Genomic DNA, 19,662 nt, shown 5'->3' with positions numbered 1-19,662 from the left:
AAAATTGCATCAGTGGTGATAAATAGTGCTTAAAAAATTATTATCAATGATTGATGTTAAATATAAAATTCTAATAGTATCTGTTTTACGTTAATCTGCTCTATTAGTTCACTTTGTAACGGACCTTCTATGTTTAGCTATGTTGCGCGCCAAGCGATTTTAGATGATAAAAAAGAGTTGTATGCTTACGAGCTTCTTTTTCGCGAGGGTGAGCAAAACTTTTTTCCAAATATTTGTCCAGATGAAGCAACATCCAAGATTTTAACTAACAACCATCTCGATATGGGTCTTGATGAAATTACTGGTGGAAAGCTAGCGTTTATAAATTTTCACCAAGACACATTAGAATATCGCTTTCCTACTTCCCTTGATCAAAAGCTTGTCGTTATAGAAGTGGTTGAAACAGTGAATCTTAGTGAAAAACTTATTCAGGCCTGCATCAATATTAAAGAGATGGGTTATAAGTTAGCGCTCGACGATTTCGCGTTTGATCCGAAATGGGACGTACTGTTGCCTTACGCAGATATCGTGAAAGTTGACATCGTAGAGTGCGATCAACAACTAATGCGCAGTAATATAGAAAAACTCAAGTTAGCTAATATAAAACTCGTTGCAGAAAAAATAGAAACTCACGAAGAATTCGAAGAATACAAGGCCTTAGGCTTTGATTACTTTCAAGGTTACTTTTTTGCACGTCCTGAGATCGTGAAACAAAAAAGAATACCTACAAGCCAACTTGCCTTACTCGATTTAATTAGTGTCAGTGCCGCTACCGACTTCAACCTTGGTAGGGTAAACGATATTATCGAACGAGATGTCTCTTTGTCTTATAAACTATTACGTTTTATCAATAACCCGTTAATAAACAAGAGCAATAGTATCAGTAGTTTACGCCATGCATTAAATTACATGGGCGAAATTGAAGTGAAAAAGTTTATCGCGCTGGTGGCTTTAGCAAATTTGGGAGACAGCAAAACCATTGAGTTGTTGCACATGTCTTTAGTTCGGGCAAAATTTTGCGAGCTTATCGGACAAGCAATGAAATTGGCTAAAAATCCGCCTACAGGTTTCTTGCTCGGTTTGTTCTCTTTGCTAGATGCAATTTTAGATTCAAGCATGCGCTCGGTTGTTGAAAAATTGCCCTTAGGCGATGAATTGAAAGCCGCTCTTTGTGGTGAAAAGAATGAATTGCAAGGTTATCTTAATCTAATAAGAGCTTACGAAGTTGGCCACTGGCAAAATGTCGCCCGCTACTCCAAAGAGTTGGATATTCATCTCGCCATGACGCAGAGCTTTTACAATGAAGCAATCAAGTGGGGCCATGCAATGAAACAATTAATTAGTGACTAATCGCTGACCTAGATGTTAGATTATGAGTGTGTTTATTGGTCAGTTTGTGTATTTAGTCGACTAAGTTACGCGACTTCTTCACTTGTTAAGTCGTTGCGGTTCTGGAAAATTTTACCCTTATTCGATTATCGGTCTACATTAAAATAACTATAACTATTTCATAGGATATTCATGTTTGCGTTTATCGCCCGGCAACCTGTTTTAGATAGAGAAAAAGAAGTTTTTGCTTACGAGCTATTTTTTCGCGATGGGAAGAATAACTGCTACCCTGATATTGTCCGTGATGAAGCTACAGCCCAGCTAATTGCCAGAAATTATCTTACTTTAGGCCTTGACGACATATCATGCAGTAAAAAATCGTTCATCAATTTCCAAGCAGAAACCGTGTTAAACGGCTTTCCTTCTTCCCTAGATCCCGAAAATGTTATTGTTGAAATTTATGATGGCGCTTTTAGCCATGACACCCTGTTATCGGTTTGCAAACATGTAAAAAACATGGGTTTTAAGTTAGCTGTTGAAGGCCACCGACTTGACCAAAAGTGGGGCGACTTTGTGCCATATATCGATATGGTTAAAGTGAACACAGTTAAAGATGATTATGAGGGCGTGGCCAAAACGCTCAGTTTATATAAAGACTCCGGCGTACAACTGATTGCAGAAAAAATAGAGACGCAACAGGATTTTGCTATTTATCGCGAGATGGGTTTTGATTATTTTCAGGGCTATTTCTTTGCCAGACCAGAAGCCATTGCTCAGAAGAACATTCCTACCTCTCAGCTAACGTTAGTGGAGCTTATGGGGGCAAGTTCAAGCGCCTCATTTGATATTGATAGTATCAACAGTGTGATAGAACACGATGTTGGTTTGTCATACATGTTATTGCGGTTTATTAATAATCCGACAATTAATAAGCGATATAAAATTACGTCTTTACGCCATGCATTAAATTACATGGGCGAAGTCGAGATTAAGAAGTTTATCGCTTTGTTAGCCATTGCTAATTTGAGTAGCGATAAACCAAGTGAGCTCATTCACTTGTCATTAGTCAGGGCAAAATTCTGTGATCTTGTGGGCACAGAGAAAAAACTGGGATCTAACCCGCCTCTGGGTTTTTTAGTGGGGTTATTTTCGTTATTGGATGCCTTACTTAATCAGGAAATGAAGGTATTGGTTGATAAATTGCCCTTGGTTGAAGACGTCAAAGTGGCTCTGTGTGGTGGTCAAAATGACTTGTCGATGTATCTACTATTGGTCAAAGCTTTTGAAAGCGGTAATTGGCTGAAGGTCATTCGTATTGCCAAAATACTAGAAATTGACCAAAAACGTTTACATAGCTTGTTCAATGAAGCGATAGTCTGGGGCAACGGTGTCAGAAAATCCATATCGCCACACTTTCCCGAAAGCAAAGCGTAAACGCCTTCAGATCACCTGATGGTGAGCAGGCCAAAACATGAATAAATTTATCAAAGAATACTTAGTTGTGGCGCAGAATGCCTCTGGCCGCAACATGAACGTGCCGCTTTATCGATTTATTGGGACGCTGCCTGGTCCTAAAGTGTATATCCAAAGTTCTATACATGGCGCTGAAGTGCAGGGAAATGTGGTGATTTACCATTTGGTGCAGTGGCTAAAGACCCTGCCTATTTGTGGGGAAATTATCTTAGTGCCAAATTGTAATCCGGTTGGCACCAATATCAAAGCGGGTGAGTACACCCTTGGACGATTTGATCCCGTCAACGGGACGAATTGGAACAGGGGGTATTTTTTTGATGAAAAACTCGTTCAGCAATTTGCTCAGGAGGTGACCAATGATGAGACTATCCCTGATATTAAATGTAAATTTCGTCAGCAGATAAAACAGCAAATTCAACAAAAACTTGAGCAGGAGTGGGGCCTAGGTTTGGCTCAACGTTTAAATTTAAAGTTGCAGCAATTGGCATTTGACGCTGATTTTGTGTTGGATTTACACAATGGACCTGTATCGACTCGTCATATCTATGTGCCTGAATATGCTAGAAAAGCAGCTATGTCGTTTAATATCCCTCATGTCATTTTAATCCCTAATGTATTCTCTGGTGCTTTAGACGAAGCAACGTTTTGCCCATGGTGGACATTACAGGAATTACTGTCTGCGAAGCGTCAAACCTCTATCGATTTTGGCGTTGAAGCATTTACCTTAGAAATGGGCAGCCAAGAGGTGATTAGTTTTAATGATGGCGAATACGATGCTAAAAGTATCATGGCTTTTTTAAGTGCTAAAGGAAGTTTTTTAAGTCATAGCTTTGAACCTGAATTGATGCGACGCATTGCTGTAACCTTAAATAATTATAAGATTTTATATACCCAGCAAGGCGGTATAGTTGAATACCTTGCACAACCTGGTGAACTCATTAAAAAAGGACAAGTATTAGCGCGGGTGTTAAATGTCGATACGCTAGAAGATGAGCGCGCTACAACTGATATCGTTGCACCTTGTGATGTGATTGCTATTCTGCATTTTCCTTCAGCTTCAGTGCTGAGCGGTACTCAGTTATATAAATGCTTTACTGAGTTTTTCGAACTTGAAGCAAGCCCTTAAACACTGGGCAAGGTGATACTCTTAGTATGTTCGTAAACAAGAGCCGTTTCGACATGACTGACTTCGTTAAACGCAGTGATTTGATTAAATACAAAGTCCCGCAGATGTGAGGTGTCTGCCACGCTGACGTGAACAAAAAAATCAATGTCGCCGCCCATGTGAAAAAGGCTCAACACCTCAGGTAAGGCTAACCACTTTTGCTGTAAATTAACCACCGTAGCGCGATTGTGATCAGATAGCTTAACAGAAATCATCGCTTGAATATTACCGCCAAGCAGTTGCAAGTTTACTTCTAGGTTTGAGCCTAAAATAACATTGTCTGCTTGTAATTTTTTTATACGCTCCAAACACGACGAAGGTGCCAGTCCTACTTGTTCGGCGATATCCTTATTATTTAATCGAGCATCTTCATACAAAAGTGCCAAAATAGCTAAATCGGTAGTGTCTAATATGCGGCGCTGATTCATGACTCGTGGCCCGGGCAAAATGTGCCTAACACAGCATCTCGACTTGCTCCAGTCACACTTGCTAGGCTTCCCACTATCTTATGCTTATGGGCGTAAGCTAGCCATGCAAAGGCCATGGCTTCCACAGCATCTGGATCAATGCCCAAAGACTCAGTAGTGCTTAACTCACACTCATGTAACAGCGACTCTAAACATTCCATTAAAAATTCGTTTTTTGCCCCGCCGCCACATACATAAACTTGCTCAACATCTGGGAAACGTAATATTTCTTGGGCAATAGTTTGCGCTGTTAACATCGCTAGGGTGGCTTGCACCTCTTGTGGGCTATAGGTTTTAGCACTCTTTGAAATGTGTTGCTCTAACCAAGGCAAGTTGAACAATTCTCGGCCAGTACTTTTAGGTGGCGAAAGTGAAAAATAGTCATGTTTACTCAAGCTGTCTAACAAACTGCCTGAGACCGTACTTTGTGCTGCCCATTCACCTTTAAAGTCATACGCTTGACCTGTGTGTTTATTACACCATAAGTCCATCAGGGTATTGCCTGGTCCGGTATCGTAGCCTAATACCTTGCCCAAGCCATCTTTAGGTAAATAGGTAAGGTTAGCGATGCCGCCAATATTAATGACGATGCGAGATTGCTTAGGATGAGCAAAAACTGCTTTGTGGAATGCAGGAACGAGTGGGGCGCCTTGTCCGCCAAGCGCAATGTCTTTACGCCGAAAATCAGCAATAACATCGATACCGGTTATTACGGCTAAAGTATTAGGATCGCCAATTTGTAAGCTAAAACCATGGTTTCCTGCTGGGAAGTGACGAATAGTTTGGCCGTGGGAGCCAATGGCTGTAACTTGATCAGGACGAATATAGTTGTCTCTGAGGACTTGCAGACTCGCCTGAGCAAAGACTTCTGCAATCGCCCTATCAGCATGCCCCATTAAGACTATTTCGTCACTACTTGAGCCACAAAGTTGATGGAGCTCCTCCAGCAACGGTTTAGGATAAGGAAATGTTTGGCAATCTAGGAGGTGAGGATGAAGGCCAGAGAAATCCACCAAAGCCACATCAACACCGTCCATACTGGTGCCTGACATAAGGCCAACATACAACTGCGACACAAACTCTCTCCTGTTAGTTCATCGCCAACATAATACGTTTATTATTATTTAGCTGCGTCAGTCTTTGTGCAGAGATACTTGCAAAAGCTTTAGCTTCTGCTTTATCAATTGGCTGTGCCTTGGGTAAGGCTACTGTGCGAGGGTTACGATGTACACCATCGACTAAAAATTCGTAATGTAAGTGAGGCGCTTCTGCCATCCCTGTTGCGCCCACATAACCAATCACTTGGCCTTGTTTGACCTTTGCGCCATTTTTTACAGCAGATTTAGAAAAGTGTAAGTATTTGGTCGTATAGTTTTCACCATGTTGGATAAACACATAGTTTCCGTTAAAACGATTATATCCCGCTTCGATCACTTTACCGTCGCCGGCAGCCACTACGGGCGTGCCTTTTGCTGCTCGATAATCGATACCATTGTGTGGTTTGTAGCGTTTCTGAATTGGATGAAAACGGTTGGGGTTAAAATTTGAACTAATATACTTAAAGTTCACAGGTGCGCGTAAAAAGCTTTTGCGCAAGCTACGCCCGTCAGGCGTATAAAAATTACCATCAGAATGGCGAATTGCGGTGTACGTTTCACCTTGATTGACAAATTGAGCCGCCACTATGTCGCCGTTTTCGATGTATTCGCCATCAATAAAGTGTTCTTCATACATTACATAAAAGCTATCACCCGCTCGCAGTTCTAAAGCAAAGTCGATATCCCAACCAAAAATACCAGCTAGGCTCATGATCTGATTTTCACTTAAGTTCGCTTTAATACCTGCGTTCCAAAAACTGCTAGATACTTCACCTTGGGCGTAATTTAAGCGGGTTTCTACTTGCTTAGATTCAATATGACCTGAAAAGCTGTTGTCGGCGTTAATCTCAAGTAATAAGGTCTCGGTAGGAGAATACATGTAACTAAGAGATTTTAATTTGCCCTCGTCATCAATTTCTAAGCCCAATGATTCACCCGGCATCAAACTGAGTAACTTACTGGCGTGATCTTCTACTTTGGATACTCGATAGGTTTCTTGCGGAGTAAGTCCGGCGCGGTTAAATATTTTGGCTAAGTTATCGCCCTTTTTTACTTTATAAGTTTTGCGCTCTATCGCATTATCAAAGGCACTTATTTCCGCCTCAGGTAAGTTATTAAAATCAACAGCTAAGTCGTAACGTTTACCAATTTCTAAGGTAGGAACTGGCGTGTTTTTGTAAGCGCTGACAGGGTCAGATGGAAAAAGGATGAGAACTAACAACACACCAGCAAGGGCTGAAATTGTCCATTTGTGGGGTTTGGGTAAGTGCTTTAAGGAGATTTTAGCCACGAAGAATACTGCTCAAACTAACTGAATCCCTGCAGAATATACTGAAATGAAATTGTTTTCTAGGTGTTGCTTGTTTTTTGAACAGTTTATCTTTTGTTGGTATCTGAGCAATTAACACATAAAAAGTGTTTCAACCCTTTCAATGCTAAAGGTTGACACGTAAAATGCGCGGCTAATTTTAAAGTACGATGAAATGGCAAGGTTGTAAACGATGGTTGATTGGCAGAGTGCGATAGCGGAAATTCAACGAGGTGCAGATGATATTCTTTTGCTTGATGAGCTTATTGCTAAATTAAAAGAAGGCAAGCCTTTAAAAATAAAAGCAGGCTTTGATCCCACCGCACCTGATTTGCATTTAGGACATACTGTTTTAATTAATAAACTTCGAACGTTTCAGCAGCTAGGTCATGAGGTTATCTTTTTAATCGGTGATTTTACTGGGATGATCGGTGATCCAACTGGCAAAAATGTGACACGCAAGCCCTTAACCAAGGAAGATGTGTTGGCAAATGCTGAAACGTATAAAGAGCAAGTTTTCAAAATTCTGGATCCTAAATTAACAACCATTCGCTTTAACTCAGAATGGATGGAGCAACTGGGGGCGGCTGGGATGATAAAGTTAGCGGCCAACCAGACAGTTGCTCGAATGTTAGAGCGTGACGATTTTAAAAAGCGATATGCTAATAATCAGCCCATTGCTATTCATGAATTTTTATATCCATTAGTTCAAGGGTGGGACTCTGTAGCACTTAAGGCCGATGTCGAATTAGGTGGTACCGACCAACGTTTTAATTTATTGATGGGCCGCGAACTACAAAAATCAGAAGGGCAGCGTCAGCAAACAGTATTAATGATGCCCTTGTTGGAAGGGCTTGATGGTGTGCAAAAAATGTCTAAATCTTTGGGTAATTATATCGGTATTACCGATGCGCCTAATGATATGTTCGGAAAAATCATGTCAATCTCTGATGACTTGATGTGGCGTTATTATGACTTACTTAGTTTTTTGCCCAAAGACACCATCAATGAGTTTAAACAGGAAGTTGCTGGGGGTAGCAACCCAAGAGATTATAAAATCGCGCTAGCGAAAGAAATTATCGCTCGTTTCCATTCTGACACTGACGCCGAATCGGCTCATGAAGAATTTGTTCAACGTTTCCAAAAAAATGTTATTCCAGATGAAATGCCTGAGTTTACTCTTGCTCTTGGTACTGCTGGTTTGCCGGTCGCTAATCTATTAAAAGACGCTGGATTGGTTGCTTCCACGTCTGAAGCTATGCGAATGATCAAACAAGGCGCAGTAAAACAAGACGGTGAAAAAGTGCAAGATAGCAAATTGGTTTATCAAGATGCTGCTGAGTATGTTTTCCAAGTGGGTAAACGCAAATTCGCTCGGGTAACGCTTAGCTAATTTAGCTTATTAATGTGGTTTTGGGTCTAGTTATTACGACTAGACCCAAAACAAAGAGTTATTTTGATTTTTTCCCGATGGGAATATTTACATAACTTAAATGCATGTCTAAAGCCTCTACCGATATCCTAATTTCTCTTACCGAGAGCCAAAGCGAATACAGCAACAAAACTAAGCTAAAGGCAAAAATTGAGCTTCCAATCGCTTGATAGTCTGCATAAACCGCTAACATCGACAAAACACACAAAAAGAAACTACCGGCACCAGCTTCTTGCATACGTTTAATCAATAAAATACGAGAGCGTAAATTAGCAATTTGCGCTTGAGCATTGTCGGTTTGATGGCTTAAATCAAAGTTTCTGATCACCGATGCCAAGGTTAAAAAACGGTTGGTGTAGGCAAGAAGTAGCAAGGATATTGCAGGAAATAACATAGCTGGTGTGGTTAGGGTAATATTCATTTGGCTCAAATATGATCTCGGGTTTTTGACAGCTCAGCAGTAAGAAACGCTATGCAGCTTTTATCATTACTGAAGATCCTATCATTAATATGCGTATCTAGGCCAAGTGCCTCGCGGAATTTCTGTGACTGATTTATCAGTAATGGCGATGAAATTTGGTAAGCATCAACGATGCAACCCCGACTAATACCATATTGGTGCGATGCTTTTACTCGATTTGCCGCTTCTGGAGTATAGCCTTCACAGGCGGACAAGTCGGCACAATAGGCCCAAGGGTTTGGCGCTAATTTATCGGCCAATTGACAAAAATGAAGATGAAAATGTTTCGCGACGGTTTCGCCAATTGCGCCATGGACAATACAAAACAAAATTTTACCTTCGATCCACATAGAGTATTGGCCAAACTTATCATGATAACTGAGATTACCTCGCATAAAGCCTCCAGTTTCAAATTGCTAGCGTTGTCATGCTAATTGAATTTAATCACTCCATTGATAAATAGCACAGATTTCTATTTAGAAACCATTTATTTGTTTGCACATGGAAGTTAACCCATTGATTAATCGTGGCGTAAATCGATGAAGTTCATCAGGATTAACCACAACAACAGGTGCCTTTAACAACGAATGTGTTGGCTGCCAGAATTGTTGGGCATCTAACTCTTTAATTTTCATCGCGGCAATTAACAGGGTGGGCTGACGTGATATGACCTGTTCTTTACTGACTTCAGGATAGGCAACCATGGAATCGTTAAATATTTGAGTCGCTCCGCAAATATCAAGTAACTTAGTCGCCCAAGCGTCAGCTCCTATTGTCATCAATGGTGCGGTCCACATGTAGTAAAAAACTCGGATTTTAGCTTGCGTTAGATAACGCTGCTTTAACTGGTCGAGTTCAGCCTGAAACTGATTAGCTAATATTAAAGCCTGCTCACTCCGTCCCAGTGTTTCACCTAATTTCACAATGTCTTTACTGATATCATCTGGGGATTGAGGCGCTGATGAATAAACGCTAAAGCCTAACGAACTCAAGCGGGCAATATCTTGAGGCTTATTACCGCCTTGCCAAGCCACTATTAAATCAGGCTTAAGTTGCATAATGGCTTCAAAGTCGAGGCCATTGTAGTTTGCTACAGAGGGGAGTTGTTCTGCTTGAGGCGGATAATTACTGTAATCACTCACCCCAACGAGATGCTCTCCCATGCCAAGTGCGTAAATTAATTCAGTAGTATGTGGCGCTAAACTTATTATTCGTTGCGCAGTAGCTTGTACAGAAAAGTGAAACATGGCACTTATGATGATAATGAATGACAAAGCATTCTTTTTAATAGTAAACAATGCGGCTAAGTCCCTATATTGAGTAACAGGCAAGCGATAAAACACAAGGTCAGAAAAACCCATTGGGCTTTTTTAATCCCATTAAGTGCTCTGTTTATATCCTCTAAGGCGATGGGGCGTGTGCCTCCACATTTTGCTAATCGAACTTTATTATCACCATAAAATACTGGACCACCGAGTTCAACACCTAGGGCGGCGCCTTGCAAGCTTAAAACAAAATAACGGCTGCATAATAGGTTTTTGCCTTGAGTGAGCGCTCTGAGCCCTTGTGAAATGTTTTGCCCTATAATGAAGCACAGGGCTGTAATTCTGGCTGGTAGCCATAGAATAAGGGCCAAGCACAAGCGAATGGGTTTGCCAAAATAAGCATAACTACCTTGTTTAGTATGCCAGCATTGTGAAAACTCAAATAGCAGGCGATAACTGAGTGCCAACAAGCCGCCTCCAACTAAATATAAAACAATGACGCAGCAAAATTGCGCTGCAAATCTCAACATTAAGGATTCAATGGCTGCTTTTGCTATGCCAAAGGGAGAGAGTTGTGCGGTTTCTCTTAACACCAATGTCTGTAAATGTTGTTTGGCCAAGGTTTTCTTGTTGGTTTTTAGGCAGCGTTCAACTTTTTTAATCCTCATCATTACCGGCGTAAATCTCAGCGCAAGCAGTAGTAATAAGCTATCAAAAAAGATGGGGTATTCTGATAAATAAATGAGTACAGCTAGCAAAAGCATAAATGGGGAAAGTAGCACAATAGGAGCTAGTGTGCCTGCTATCATCTGCTGTAAGGGTGTGCCAGGATTTTTACTATGAACTTTATATGCTACACGCAAAGCAACAAGTTTAGCAAAGGTTAAGGGGTGAAATTTATCCGCTAATCTAAGGTGTCTTTCTATTAAAACCACAATTAAAACGGAATACAAAGGCAGCAAGTTAATGCTGCCAAATTGATCAATTAATAAATTCAATCAAGATATCATTCTATTAGTTTTGCTTAGCCAGTAAAGCAAGGGTTTGCATTACAATTTGTGCTGAGTGTTTGCCGGCAGTTTCCAAATAGGTTTGGAAAGACACCGTTGAGGTGACACCTGCAATATCAGACAATGAGCGAATGACAAGAAAAGGTACATTCAACAAATGACAAGTTTGGCCAATTGCCACACCTTCCATTTCCACGGCACTAATAGAGGGGAAATTTTGTCGAATTTTCTCGGCTCCTTCATCGCTGCCCACAAAAGAATCGCCTGAACAGATCAAACCCAATTCATATCCAATGTGATCTAAGCTTTGCATTGCTTGTTGTGCACAAGTAATTAGCTTTGTGTCACATTCATATTTAGCAGGCATGCCCGCACATTGTCCTAACTCGTAACCAAAAAAAGTCAGATCCGCATCATAGTGGCGTAACTCAGTTGCAATAACGATATCTCCAATCACTCTCTCTTTGGAAAAGCCGCCAGCAGAGCCAGTATTAATCACATAGTCTGGTTGAAAGTTCATCACCAATAAGGTGGTCGAAACCGCAGCCGCAACTTTTCCAATTCCGCATTTTACTAAGGCAACTTCGGTATTGTTAAGCTCACCAAAATATACCGTCAAATGGGCTATTTTTCTTTCAGTAACGTTTGTTAGTGAAGCGCGTAAAAGACTGATTTCTTCATCCATCGCACCAAGAATTGCAATTTTCATCTACACTCAATGAGTCAAATTTGTTTGACCTTAGTTTATTACGAAACGACATTTTTATAAACCATATGTCATGCGCCATTTTGCCGGCCCGTTTTGGGAGTAAAACTGCTGGTTAAGGAGCGCACTTAACGGGCCAGTTATTATGCGTATAGCGCTATGTGTTTTATTACTTATCTTGCTGTCTGGGTGCGCTTCAATAAGCCCTCAATTTACACAAGCGAGCGTTGTGTTAGTCGATGACAAATATTTACATTTTGAAAAAATAAAAATTGAAAGTCCCGATGAGATTTTTTTTCTAGCTGATGATGCAAAAGGATTTGCAAAACAATCTGTAAAAAATATTCCTAACCCTCAAGAGCAGATTAAATCGATGGTTCGCGCTATTTTCGATCATTCTGATTTTAATCTGTTGTATCGAGCTGATGCCAATACTGTAGCCCAGACGACTTTTGAAAATAGGGCGGCAAATTGTCTATCTTTGTCCATCATGACCTACGCCTTGGCTCGTCACCTTGGCTTTGGTGCGCGCTTTCAGCATGTTGAAATTCCTGAATATTGGACCCGCAGAGAGGGGCAGCGTATTCTTAACTCACACATCAATTTGCAAATAGTGCCCAAACAAAACAGAGCCTATGTGGAGTTAACTAGGCAAGGATTTGAAGTGGATTTTGATGCGCAAGCAACGCGAAAGCACGATAAACGAAGCTTGCTCAGTGAGTCGCAGGTGATCGCGCTGTTTTACAACAATAAGGGCAGTGATGCGCTGCTGCGCCGAGACGATTTAAGGGCTTATGCTTATTTTCGCGCGAGTTACTTGGCTGATCCCAGACAGGCGCATTTACTGGCAAATTTAGGCTACTTATATCGTCTGAACGGTCACTATGCAAAGGCTGAAAAGGCTTATCAATTAGCTTTACATATTGATACGAACAATTTAACTGTCTGGCAAAATTTGGCTTTATTGTATAAACATGTTCAACAAGAAGAAAAAGCAGCCGAAATACTCACTCGCTTAGAGCGCAAGCGTGCAAATAATCCTTTCTACCACCTAAGTTTGGGAGAGACCGCGTTTGAAAAACACAATTGGGATTCTGCCCTTGACCACTATAGAAAAGCCCTGTCCCTCGACAAAACTTTGCACGAAGTATTTTTTGGTTTAGCCAAAACATATTACGAATTGGGTAAGTTGAAGCGCAGTGAGCACTTTTTACAATTAGCTTATCAAAAGTCACGTTATCAGGAAGAGGCCAATGTCTACGCTGCTAAAATTGAGTTTTTACGCCGTCAGATGTTGTCAGCAACAACAAGTTGAGTGAGCGGTTTCTTGCGACGAGTACATTCGCTAATAAGCTGTTTCGATACTAGATTTTTGGCTTTGTTCAGAAGGGGGTTGTTATGGCGTCTATTAACCGCGCTAGTTTCTATTTGATACATTTTAGCTTTGCTGTTTTGTTAACCGCTTGTCAATCTGTCAGTCGTGCCCCGCTTGATGTGCATACTATTTTGTATGATGAAGGCTTCACTCATTCAGATCAAATTATCATTGAAAGTGAAACAGATATTTTTAAATTAGAAGAGGAAGCGAAGGCTTTTGTTAAACGTGCTACCAGTGAGCAACAAGAGCCTTTAGAGCAGATAAAGGCCTTAGTTTACGCCTTATTTGACCGTGCCGACTTTAACATTCTGTACGACGGTAACGCAAACACTGTGGCCAATGATACATTTACATTAAAAGCGGCAAACTGCCTTTCTTTATCCATCATGACTTATGCTTTGGCAGAAGAGGCGGGGTTTAAGGCGCAGTTTCAAGATATCGATATTCCTGAATACTGGACGCGCAACCAAGGATTTAGCATGCTCAATGGACACATAAATTTGCGTCTATCGCCGAAGTCAGCGCAAACGGAACATCCTTTTGTTAACAAAGGTTTCTTAGTGGACTTTGACCCACTTTCTTCTCGTAATCATTTTAAAAAACGTCTGCTTAGTAAGTCCACTGTAATGGCGATGTTTTACAATAATAAAGGCGCTGATGCTCTGATTAATGACCGATTAGACGAAGCGTATGCCTATTTTCGCAAAGCCTTGTTAGTGGATGAATCATTTGAGTCGACCGCTGGTAATCTGGGCTTTTTATACCGTTTAAAAGGCTATATAAAACAAGCAGAAGAGAGCTATCGGTATGCCCTAGATCTTAATCCAGATAATTTAACGGCCTGGGAAAATCTGTCTTATTTGTATCTTTCTTCTGGGCGAGAAGAGCAAGCCAATAGGATACTCGCTAAGGTAGAGGAAAAACGCGCGAGCAATCCCTATTTTTACATTAACTTAGGCGAACAAAAACTTGAATCTGGCGATTACAAAGAGGCGATAAGTTATTTCAAAGACGCGATGGCATTAGATCGAAAAAGACATGAAGTGTATTTTGGTTTGGCGCAAGTCTATTTTGAATTAGGCGAGTTGGACCTAACTGAGCACTATTTGCAATTGGCCAAAGATTTTTCCGTTAGTGTCAATGACGAGAGACGTTATGAAAGTAAATTACGTTTTTTAACTGAATTCAATGAAAACTCTATTTTGCACTAACATCCAAATTTGGCTGTGGATGCGTTAAGTTGAGTTGTTTACTTGCTTATTAATATGTACTGATAAACGATAACGCCGACGAAGCAAATGTCGGCGTTATCGTCGTATTATTACTTATGCTACTCCAAGCTCTCGCAATCTTTCTTGTAAATAGCTTTTCGCCGTATGTCTCTCGGACAAAACAACCTGTGGATTAGGATGCAAAAATAGCGGTAAAGAAATACGCGATTTGCTTTGATCGCTTCCCTCAGGGTTAATCACTCGGTGGGTTGTGGACGGGAAATACCCGCCTGATGCTTCTTGTAACATGTCTCCGATGTTTACAATTAAGTTACCAAAATCACATGGAACATCAATCCAGCTATCGCCCGTTCCCTTCACTTGCAATCCAGGCTCATTAGCTGCAGGCAAGATAGTAAGCAAGTTAATGTCTTCGTGCGCAGCAGCTCTAATGGCATCAGGTTCTTCTGAGCCAGTTAGCGGTGGGTAGTGTAAAATACGTAATAAGGTTTGTTCGCTATTTTCAGCCATAGAAGACAGTGACTGTGAATAAAGCGCAGAGACCGTTTCCGGTGAGTATTTCTCAACCCAAGATAGCAATTCTGATGCAAGGTCAGTTGCCGCTTTATAGTAATCGACCGCTTGTTGCTTCAATGCTTCAGGGCATCTACCCCAAGGGTAATAATGAAAATACTCTTTGATGTCTTTTTTCTTAAAGCCCTTAGCTGTTTCTGATACTTGGGTTGAAAAAAAACCATCATGGGTTGCTTTGTCGTAGGCAAAATTGTGTTTTTCTTCACTATTAAAAAATGCCTGCCAGTCTTTATAAATTTGTGACACCATTTGTTGCTCAATAGGGTGGTTTTTCAACACCCCGAACCCTGTTTGATGCAGTGATTCAACAAATTTTTTATCTGCGTCAGGGTCTCTATAATCTATTGCTACTAGTTCCAACATATTTCGTTACCTGTTGTTCAAATGTCTAAATGTTTACAAACTTAAGAAAAGTCCGGCTAGGGCGGCGCTCATTAAATTTGCTAAGGTGGCCGCTAATACTGCTTTTAATCCGAGTTGAGCTATCTCTTTACGGCGGGTTGGCGCCAAGGCTCCTATGCCCCCCATTAAAATGGCGATGGACGAAAAGTTGGCAAAACCGCATAGTGCAAAGATGACAATCGCTTGAGTTTGCGGCGACAAATCAGCCTGGTACTTTAAAAAGTCTAAGTAAGCGACAAACTCGTTCACCACCATTTTTTGCCCGATAAAGCTGCCTGCAATATTGGCTTCGTCCCATGGAACACCTAAGGCCCAAGCGATGGGTTGAAAGACATAGCCCAAAATAACTTGAAAGGTAAGGTCATCCATACCAAATAAGCCGCCGGCCCAACCAATGATCCCGTTTAACAAGGCAATTAAAGCGATAAACGCCAATAACATTGCCCCGACATTTAGAGCTAAATTCATACCTGATGCCGCGCCACTGGCAGCTGCATCAAAAATATTGGCGTATTTCTCATCTTTACCTTCTAACTCGGTCAATTCATTTTTGAACTGCTTTGTTTCAGGCATAATTATTTTAGCCATTAATAATCCACCGGGAGCTGCCATAAAGCTAGCGGCCAACAAATATTTGATTTCAACGCCCATGCCAGCGTATCCCGCCATAACAGATCCCGCAATAGAGGCTAACCCCCCTACCATGATGGCAAACAGCTCAGACTTAGTCATATGGGGAATAAAAGGTTTAACCACGAGAGGTGCTTCTGTTTGTCCAACAAAGATGTTTGCTGCAGCAGACATTGATTCAGGACGACTGGTTTTAAGGGCAAATTGTAAAAAGCCGCCAATCAATCTTATCACCCACGACATAATGCCTAAATGATATAAAACGGTAATTAAGGAAGAGAAAAATACGATAACGGGCAGTACATTAAAGGCAAATATAAATCCCAACGATTTATTACCAACAGGGCCAAAGATAAAGTTGATGCCTTCTTGACTGTAGGCGAGGATGTTTTTCACGTACTCAGTGAGTGCGAGTAGCATCTTTATACCAGGCGGGAAATAAAGAACAAAGGCCCCAATGACTGCTTGGATTGCAAATGCTCCACCTACTGTGCGCCAATTAATCGATTTGCGATGTGCTGATAGCAAATACGCAATAAGGAGGAGTAGTGCAACACCGATTAAGCTGATCATTAGGGGTCCTTTTTATAATTCTAATTTTAGGTTTATTTTTATTGTGTTTATAACAAGCTTTGTTGGATGTGAGATTTTATGACATCCAAAGCAATTCTATTTTTACCACCCTGAGTCACAATCACATCAGCAGTGAATCGACTTGGAGCGATAAATTGGTGGTACATGGGTTTAACCGTTGATTCATATTGTTTAGCTACTGAATCTAATGTTCTGCCTCTTTCTGCAATATCCCGTTTCATTCTGCGCAGTAAGCAGATGTCTAGTGGGGTATCGACAAATATCTTTATATCAAACAACTCAAGCAGGGGTGGGCTTGCTAACAACATAATGCCTTCAATAATAATTACTGGGGCCGATATAAGTGTTTCCGTTTCCTGCAAACGAGTGTGGGTCTTATAGCAGTAGTGTGGATACTGAATAGGTTGCCACAACTTTAAGGCTTTCAAATGCTCAACTAATAACTCATGTTCGAAGGCTTTTGGGTGATCGTAGTTATTCTTTTCACGCTCCGCCATGGGCAAATGATCTTGTGCACGATAGTAATGATCTTCACGCAAGATCTGCACTTGTTTGCCTTCTTCCGAAAATTCTTTGAGTAAATTTTCTGTAAATAACGATTTTCCAGAGCCTGAAGCGCCTGATATTGCAATAACTAAAGGGGTAGACATACCACTCCAAAATGTAAATTTAGAAATTGCACGAAAGATACCAGTGAACGGCATAAAAGTCAGTTTAAGAGTAGAAATTATGCTGCAATAAGGCGCATTAAATTGAATTTTAAATACGTCTCAGTGGTTTCAGGTGACCTCTGAAAGTCACATTACGATTAATGGACCATTTGGTCAAGAAAAGACGAGTGGATAAAGTGTAAAAATGTTGAGTTACTCTGCTTAAGGCTACTTACCAATAAACTCTACTAATTCCGGATGATCATTCGTAATAGCGTAGTTATGCATTTTTGAGCGCGACCCCTCTCCTTGGGCTTTGGGCGGATAAAATAAGTCTTTCATATCTGAATTATGTTTAAAAGCTTCGTCTAGGGCCGAGCGGATTTCACTTAAGGTTTTGTCTAAGTTTGCGCCAAAGTCAGGTCTTTTACGCTTTGTGTGACCCAATTCAATTAAGCGATAAAAATACTTGTTAGCGATCAATATAAGTTCATTTGGAACGTCAATATTGTGTTTTAGATTTGGCGCATCCGTTTGAATACAATAATCCACAAGTGCTGCATAAAAACAAAATGGTTTATTGGGTAGCAAAATAGCAGGGCCGTCTGAACCGAATTGAATAGATTTATCTTTGAGATTGATAATGAGTTTTTGAATTTCAGCTTCGAGTTCAGGAGATGTGTTTTGTGGCAATCTGTATCTACTTCTTTTAGCGGGCGGGGTGAGATAACGCCAACCTGCAATCATTAAGGCAAAGAGAGGTGCGATAAGGGTCAAACCGTCCCGCCAATTGATCGGCAATAATTGAATCGCAATTTCAACGCTTTGTTCAGGACTTTTTAACACACGTTTTTGCACATTATTAGATGGTTCTAAGGTCGCTAAGTCTATATTTTGCAAACTAACGATTAGAGCAGAAGAATTAAGCCGTGCTAAATTCTCGTTCATTTGTGCCATATATTGTTCTATCGAATCAGGATCAGCAGCGGTGCGAAACTTTTCGTTGGCTAATTTCAGTCGAGACAGATCTAAAGCCACCCGAGTTTCAATGCTGGCAATAAATCGCTCATTGTTTAATTTATTTTGATAAAGCTGACCTAGGGTAAAAGCCGTTTGAAATAGCAGCCAAAGAGCCAAAAACAATAAAGATAGTGATAGCTTACGGTTCATCGTTACTATGCTCCACAGGTTGAGCATCAGTGGTCGTATTGCAGCCATACGAGTCGAGCTTTAAGGTACTGTAATATTGCGAATGTATTTCGTTAGATAGCTCAAATAAGGATTGCTGTAGCGCGCACAGTAAATCGGTATTGTTGGTCTCCATTTTTAAATACCATTTGCTGCCACTCACTTGGGTTTCGATTGGCGTGATATAGTTAGCCGAAAAACGCTCTTTGTCTTGCTCTTGCCAAAAACTTGAAATGATATCTACCTTTCCTGCTGCTAATAATTCTCTTAGCGCCTCATGGGATTTTACGTAAGTGATTTGCATATTGTTATCGCCGATGCCTAACTCTGTCAGCAATCTTTTTGGTACAATGTGACCTGAGCGGCTACTTGGATAGTCTAGTAGCCCCAGTCTTTTGCCCCATAGGTACTCTTTAGTTAAAAGAGGCTTTTCTTTCAATGAAAAGAAGTACGCCGAGTAGTCTTTATATTGAGCAATAATTTTATAACCGTGCGTAACTTGCGTCGCAAAAGCCTGCATGACGTTTTCTTTTACCAAGGCTAAATTGGCGATGCCTTTACCTACGTATTGAGAGATTTCTTGCTCGTTGTGGCTCCAATGAACCTCAACTTTACCGTACTGCCGGTTAATGACGGGGTTAGTGCAAAGGTTGGTTAATAATTGCTGTGCCATGGGTTGATCGGTAATAAATGCTTCGAACTTTTCGTTATTTGTAGAGGATTGGGTCTTACAGGACAGTGATTCAGTAATTAAATTGGGTATTTCAACAATTATTTTTTCTTTATTCAGGTAACCCATATAACCACTTAGCAAGGTTAAAAATATGGTCACAAGTAACAAACTGTTTTTGCTTAGATAAACTATTTTAAACGGCATGACTTTTTTATGTTTTTACCAGTTAAGATAATTTGACCATTTAGTCTTACTTATTGCAATAGATAAGTTTATTTAAGATGGCTAATTGTTTGATAAATAAAGACTATTGATAAGTAGTTATGAATATCAATAAATAGTTTTTATTTAGCGTGGGATCTGCAGACTAGCTGTGAGAAAATTTGAATCGTCGTAAACAAGCCAATCCTTCGGTCCGAATTTTGTAGATAAGTTCCGTAAGTGTTTAATGACGAATAAAAGTTTTTTCGCTGATTGGGTACTACTGGTTGTTTGTTGACCAGCAAAGTAATATAAATGAAATAAAAACAACAAATAATACGCAGCACTTAAACTAATAAGATAACCACAACACTTAGGAAGCACACAATGTTAAGAAACACAAAACTCAATCGCATCGCGATTGCAGT

Annotated in this window: 19 protein-coding genes; 6 read left to right on the top strand and 13 right to left on the bottom strand. The window is 40.5% G+C overall.

Annotated elements, in window-relative coordinates; genetic code table 11:
* The first annotated feature begins 129 nt into the window (after window positions 1–129).
* From NWQ57_RS21730 to NWQ57_RS21720, 3 genes are all read left to right on the top strand, one after another.
* Window positions 130–1,350, top strand: a complete 1,221-nt coding sequence (locus NWQ57_RS21730; protein WP_306024286.1) for an EAL and HDOD domain-containing protein — start codon at window positions 130–132, stop codon at window positions 1,348–1,350.
* 171 nt (window positions 1,351–1,521) lie between these two features.
* Entirely contained in the window at window positions 1,522–2,763 is a 1,242-nt protein-coding gene (locus tag NWQ57_RS21725; protein ID WP_306024285.1) for an EAL and HDOD domain-containing protein, read from the top strand.
* Between the two features lie 37 nt (window positions 2,764–2,800).
* Entirely contained in the window at window positions 2,801–3,928 is a 1,128-nt protein-coding gene (locus NWQ57_RS21720) for a succinylglutamate desuccinylase/aspartoacylase family protein (protein ID WP_306024284.1), read from the top strand.
* Here NWQ57_RS21720 and NWQ57_RS21715 read toward each other — a convergent pair.
* From NWQ57_RS21715 to NWQ57_RS21705, 3 genes are read right to left on the bottom strand one after another with little or no spacing between them, the layout of a single operon-like run.
* The gene (locus NWQ57_RS21715; RefSeq protein ID WP_306024283.1) at window positions 3,925–4,395 is read right to left on the bottom strand and encodes an Lrp/AsnC family transcriptional regulator; all 471 of its coding nucleotides are present in this window, start codon (window positions 4,393–4,395) and stop codon (window positions 3,925–3,927) included. The genes NWQ57_RS21720 and NWQ57_RS21715 overlap by 4 nt on opposite strands.
* Complete coding sequence (locus NWQ57_RS21710; protein WP_306024282.1) at window positions 4,392–5,510, bottom strand: anhydro-N-acetylmuramic acid kinase; 1,119 nt, start codon at window positions 5,508–5,510, stop codon at window positions 4,392–4,394. Before NWQ57_RS21710 ends, NWQ57_RS21715 begins: the two co-directional genes overlap by 4 nt.
* 13 nt (window positions 5,511–5,523) lie before the next feature.
* Complete coding sequence (locus tag NWQ57_RS21705) at window positions 5,524–6,822, bottom strand: peptidoglycan DD-metalloendopeptidase family protein (RefSeq protein ID WP_306024281.1); 1,299 nt, start codon at window positions 6,820–6,822, stop codon at window positions 5,524–5,526.
* Between the two features lie 211 nt (window positions 6,823–7,033).
* Here NWQ57_RS21705 and tyrS point away from each other — a divergent pair, with 211 nt between their 5' ends.
* A complete protein-coding gene (gene tyrS / locus NWQ57_RS21700) occupies window positions 7,034–8,233 on the top strand; it encodes a tyrosine--tRNA ligase (RefSeq protein ID WP_306024280.1) in 1,200 nt (399 codons plus the stop codon).
* 58 nt (window positions 8,234–8,291) lie between these two features.
* On the opposite strand, the gene NWQ57_RS21695 is transcribed toward tyrS, so the two are convergent.
* The 5 genes from NWQ57_RS21695 to mtnN form a co-directional block, all read right to left on the bottom strand.
* Window positions 8,292–8,693 (bottom strand): DUF2721 domain-containing protein, encoded by a 402-nt coding sequence (locus tag NWQ57_RS21695; RefSeq protein WP_306024279.1) that lies wholly within the window; start codon window positions 8,691–8,693, stop codon window positions 8,292–8,294.
* Window positions 8,694–8,698: 5 nt separating this feature from the next.
* Window positions 8,699–9,127 carry a hypothetical protein gene (locus NWQ57_RS21690; RefSeq protein WP_306024278.1) on the bottom strand — a complete coding sequence of 143 codons (429 nt, stop codon included), beginning with the start codon at window positions 9,125–9,127 and terminating at the stop codon, window positions 8,699–8,701.
* Between the two features lie 81 nt (window positions 9,128–9,208).
* On the bottom strand, window positions 9,209–10,030 hold the full coding sequence (locus NWQ57_RS21685) for a cobalamin-binding protein (RefSeq protein WP_306024277.1): 822 nt from the start codon (window positions 10,028–10,030) through the stop codon (window positions 9,209–9,211).
* 5 nt (window positions 10,031–10,035) lie between these two features.
* Complete coding sequence (locus NWQ57_RS21680; RefSeq protein WP_306024276.1) at window positions 10,036–10,995, bottom strand: cobalamin biosynthesis protein; 960 nt, start codon at window positions 10,993–10,995, stop codon at window positions 10,036–10,038.
* 16 nt (window positions 10,996–11,011) lie between these two features.
* Window positions 11,012–11,716, bottom strand: coding sequence for a 5'-methylthioadenosine/S-adenosylhomocysteine nucleosidase (gene mtnN / locus NWQ57_RS21675; RefSeq protein WP_306024275.1), 705 nt, complete (start codon window positions 11,714–11,716; stop codon window positions 11,012–11,014).
* Window positions 11,717–11,942: 226 nt separating this feature from the next.
* Between mtnN and NWQ57_RS21670 the strand changes: the two genes are divergently transcribed.
* Both NWQ57_RS21670 and NWQ57_RS21665 read left to right on the top strand, forming a co-directional pair.
* Window positions 11,943–13,028 carry a tetratricopeptide repeat protein gene (locus tag NWQ57_RS21670; protein ID WP_306024274.1) on the top strand — a complete coding sequence of 362 codons (1,086 nt, stop codon included), beginning with the start codon at window positions 11,943–11,945 and terminating at the stop codon, window positions 13,026–13,028.
* An 83-nt stretch (window positions 13,029–13,111) separates the two neighbouring features.
* Window positions 13,112–14,302 (top strand): tetratricopeptide repeat protein, encoded by a 1,191-nt coding sequence (locus NWQ57_RS21665; protein ID WP_306024273.1) that lies wholly within the window; start codon window positions 13,112–13,114, stop codon window positions 14,300–14,302.
* A 114-nt stretch (window positions 14,303–14,416) separates the two neighbouring features.
* Here the strand turns inward: NWQ57_RS21665 and NWQ57_RS21660 are convergent, their stop codons facing one another.
* The 5 genes from NWQ57_RS21660 to NWQ57_RS21640 all read right to left on the bottom strand — a co-directional run bounded on the left by NWQ57_RS21660 (window position 14,417) and on the right by NWQ57_RS21640 (window position 19,237).
* Window positions 14,417–15,256 carry a 2OG-Fe(II) oxygenase family protein gene (locus NWQ57_RS21660; protein WP_306024334.1) on the bottom strand — a complete coding sequence of 280 codons (840 nt, stop codon included), beginning with the start codon at window positions 15,254–15,256 and terminating at the stop codon, window positions 14,417–14,419.
* A 36-nt stretch (window positions 15,257–15,292) separates the two neighbouring features.
* Window positions 15,293–16,501 carry a NupC/NupG family nucleoside CNT transporter gene (locus tag NWQ57_RS21655; protein WP_306024272.1) on the bottom strand — a complete coding sequence of 403 codons (1,209 nt, stop codon included), beginning with the start codon at window positions 16,499–16,501 and terminating at the stop codon, window positions 15,293–15,295.
* Between the two features lie 47 nt (window positions 16,502–16,548).
* Window positions 16,549–17,172, bottom strand: coding sequence for a uridine kinase (gene udk, locus NWQ57_RS21650; RefSeq protein ID WP_306024271.1), 624 nt, complete (start codon window positions 17,170–17,172; stop codon window positions 16,549–16,551).
* A gap of 228 nt (window positions 17,173–17,400) precedes the next feature.
* Complete coding sequence (locus tag NWQ57_RS21645; protein WP_306024270.1) at window positions 17,401–18,342, bottom strand: hypothetical protein; 942 nt, start codon at window positions 18,340–18,342, stop codon at window positions 17,401–17,403.
* Window positions 18,332–19,237, bottom strand: a complete 906-nt coding sequence (locus NWQ57_RS21640; protein ID WP_306024269.1) for a PhnD/SsuA/transferrin family substrate-binding protein — start codon at window positions 19,235–19,237, stop codon at window positions 18,332–18,334. Before NWQ57_RS21640 ends, NWQ57_RS21645 begins: the two co-directional genes overlap by 11 nt.
* Window positions 19,238–19,662: the final 425 nt, after the last annotated feature.

This window comes from Paraglaciecola sp., assembly GCF_030730205.1.
GTDB lineage: Bacteria > Pseudomonadota > Gammaproteobacteria > Enterobacterales > Alteromonadaceae > Paraglaciecola.
The sequence above is the reverse complement of the archived record's forward strand: the minus strand, read 5'-3'. Positions and strand labels throughout refer to the sequence as shown.